The following is a 3151-nucleotide window of genomic DNA, read 5'->3' on the forward strand; positions in this document are numbered from 1 at the left end:
CCCGTCAGGTGGAGGTGCAGATCACTGCCGGGCAGGCTTATCCGGTAGAGATCATTTACCGCGCAGCCAGCCGCCAGCCAGCCGGCTGGCTAAGATTGGGCTGCCTGCCGCCCCATCCCGCCGACCTGATTGCCGAAGCGGTAGAACTAGCGCAGCGCAGCGACGCGGTGGTCATCGTTGCCGGTCTGACCCCCGATTGGGAATCGGAAGGCTTTGACCGGCTGGATATGCGCCTGCCGGGTGAGCAGGACGAACTGATTCGCCGCGTGGCAGAAGTCAATCCGCGCACGGTCGTGGTGCTCAACTGCGGGTCACCCGTCGAAATGCCGTGGCTGAATCAGGTCAATGCCGTGGTGCAGTTGTGGTACGCCGGTCAGGAGCAGGGCAACGCGCTGGCCGACATTTTGTTTGGGGATGTTTCCCCCTCCGGCAAACTGCCCACCACCTTCCCGCGCCGGCTGGCTGAAAACCCCGCCTTCATCAACTACCCCGGTGAAAACGGCAAAGTCCATTACGGCGAAGGGCTGTTCATCGGCTACCGCTACTACGATTTTACCGAAAGCGAAGTACTGTTCCCCTTTGGGCATGGCCTTTCCTACACCCGCTTCGAGTACAGCGATTTGCAAATTACCCCGCCGGAATTTCAGGACGGCGAAGAGGTGGAAGTGGCCTTCCGCATCACCAACTGCGGAGAAAAAGCCGGCATGGAAACCGCCCAAATTTACGTGCGGGATGTCCACTGCCGCCTGACCCGCCCGCCCAAAGAATTGAAAGGCTTTGTCAAAGTGGATTTGCAGCCGGGCGAAAGCCGGACGGTGCGGGTCAGGCTGAACCGCGAAGCCTTCTGGTTCTACGACCCCGCCAAACCCGGCTGGGATAGCGAAAGCGGTTGGTTTGAGATTCTGGTTGGCGCATCCAGCCGTGATATTCGCCTGAGCGGGACGGTGCGTCTGCTGCCTTCTGCTTCGCAGACCAGCGGCGGATTGGGCGTGCATTCGCGTCTGGGTGAAGTGCTGGCCGATGAGCAGGCCGCCGCGGTATTGCGGCGTTTCTTCGGCGGTCAGGTTGACTCACCGCAGGTTCAAAGCCTGCTGGAACTGACGCTGGAAGAAATTTCCCTGCGCTTTCCGCAGCTGGCCCCCCCGGCCTTGCTGGCTGCCGTTGCGGAGGAGTTAAAAAATCTCCCATAGGGTTGACAAGCCCCGTACCTCTTTATATACTTAGAGTAGTTGTCCAACGGCTTTCGACAAATGACAACTACTCTTTTTTGTTTTCGGTAACCTGATCCTGAAGGAGGTTAGACCACTCTCAACACCCTGATTTTGCAAATCCTTATTACCCGATGGATGGGCTACGCCCGGCCGGATAATCCGGCAATCATTCCAACTTACCCCAACATTGTTTTTGGAGGAACCATGTTCAAGAAGTGGACGATCAAATTCGCCCTGATTCTGGTCAGTCTTTCCCTGATTCTCTCGGCTTGCGCAACGCCGGCGCAGCCAACTGCCGCCCCCACGCAACCTCCCAGTCAACCTGAGCAGCCCCCCGCAGCAGAAGAAACCCCCGCTTACCAGTGGGGCGAGTGGCGCAACACCGACCCCTACCGACCTTACGACCAACGCATCACCGTTTCGGTGGTCAAGGGCGGCTCCGAAAGCGCCGGCACCCTGCCGGCGGGTGAAACTATCGAAAATAACCGCGCTTTGAAATATATTGAAGACACCCTAAATATTGATGTCACCTTCAAGTGGGTGGTCACCAGCGACGCCTTTCTGGACAAACTCAATCTGGCCATTGCCAGCAAGGATATCCCCGACATCATGATCGTGGATCCGATTCAGCTCCAGCAGCTGACCGAAGCGGATGCCATCGAAGACCTGACCCCCTACATTGAAAAATACGCCAACGCCGATATTCTGGAAAATTACAACCAGACCAAAGGGGTAGCCCTGCAAGCCGCCACCATCAACGGCAAAATCATGGGCATCCCCAACGTACAGCCGCAGGCCGATGCGCCCATCATGGCCTTTGTGCGCCGCGACTGGCTGAACAAACTCGGTTTAGAGCCGCCCAAGACGGTGGAAGATATCGAGAAGATCGCTCGCGCCTTCATTGAACAGGATCCGGATGGCAACGGCGCCGCCGATACCTTCGGCCTGACCGGCTCGATGAACCCCATCAACGTCCCCAGCAACCTGCATGGCTTCGATGCCTTCTTCAACGCCTATGGTGCCTTCCCCGAACTGTTCTACCGCGACAGCTCCGGCAAGATCATCTACGGCTCGCTCCAGCCGGAGGTCAAAGAAGCGCTGGCCCTGATCGCCCGCTGGTACAAAGATGGCCTGATTGACCCCGAATTTGCCACCAAGGACGGCGGCAAGTCCAACGAAATTCCGGTGGCCGGCAAGTCGGGCATCATGATGGGCCCGTGGTGGATTCCGTGGTGGCCGCTGGTGGACTCGGTTACCAACGACCCCAACGCCGACTGGTGGCCCTACCTGATTCAGGACAAAAACGGCGGGCAGACCTTCTCGATGGGCGATTACACCTACAGTTATGTGGTGGTGCGCAAGGGCTATCCCCACCCCGAAGTCGCGCTCAAAATTTTGAACATCCAAAACGACCTGAGCTACGGTTTGAACAATGCGCCGCAGTTCTACCCCAACTTCAACGAAATCTGGACCCTGCTTCTGCCCATCCCCTTCCTGATCGAGCAGCCTTACGTGGTGGAACGCATGGCGCGTGAGTACAGAGATGCGCTCGACGGCAAACTGGATCCGGCCACTTTTGGAGAAGCCATGAAGGTGGAATTTGAGCAGATCAAGGCGGATGTGGCCGCTCCGCGCAGCGACCCCTCCAACTGGGCTACCCGCATGGCGCGTTTGGAAGCCGGTTTGCTGCTAGCGCAGGGTTACAACGAGGTGCGCACCGATCCGGTAGCCGCCCGCGTCCTGTCGCTTGACCAGAACTGGCCTTCGCTGAAAAAGATGGAAGAGGAAACCTTCCTGCAGATTATGACCGGCGCCCGTCCGCTGGATGACTTCGATAAGTTCGTGCAGGACTGGTACAAGAGCGGCGGTCAGGCCCTGCTGGATAAGATGAACAGCCAGTAAGCCGCATTTCGTTCCTCATACAATGAAGAAAAGTGGAG

At 58.0% G+C, this 3151-nt stretch carries 2 protein-coding genes; both read left to right on the forward strand.

Annotated elements, in window-relative coordinates; genetic code table 11:
- Nucleotides 1-1190 (forward strand): glycoside hydrolase family 3 C-terminal domain-containing protein (locus VAE48_RS10715; protein ID WP_322793321.1); only part of this gene is annotated, 1190 nt, incomplete at its 5' end.
- Between the two features lie 225 nt (nucleotides 1191-1415).
- Nucleotides 1416-3113, forward strand: a complete 1698-nt coding sequence (locus VAE48_RS10720; RefSeq protein WP_322793322.1) for an extracellular solute-binding protein — start codon at nucleotides 1416-1418, stop codon at nucleotides 3111-3113.
- The last annotated feature ends 38 nt before the right edge of the window (nucleotides 3114-3151 follow it).

It is taken from the genome of Bellilinea sp. (genome assembly GCF_034432615.1).
Classification (GTDB): Bacteria; Chloroflexota; Anaerolineae; order Anaerolineales; family Anaerolineaceae; genus Bellilinea.

What these genes read in the sequence shown, in the direction of transcription:
- VAE48_RS10720 (WP_322793322.1), top strand. Translation starts at nt 1,416, where the DNA reads ATGTTCAAGAAGTGGACGATCAAATTCGCCCTGATTCTGGTCAGTCTT.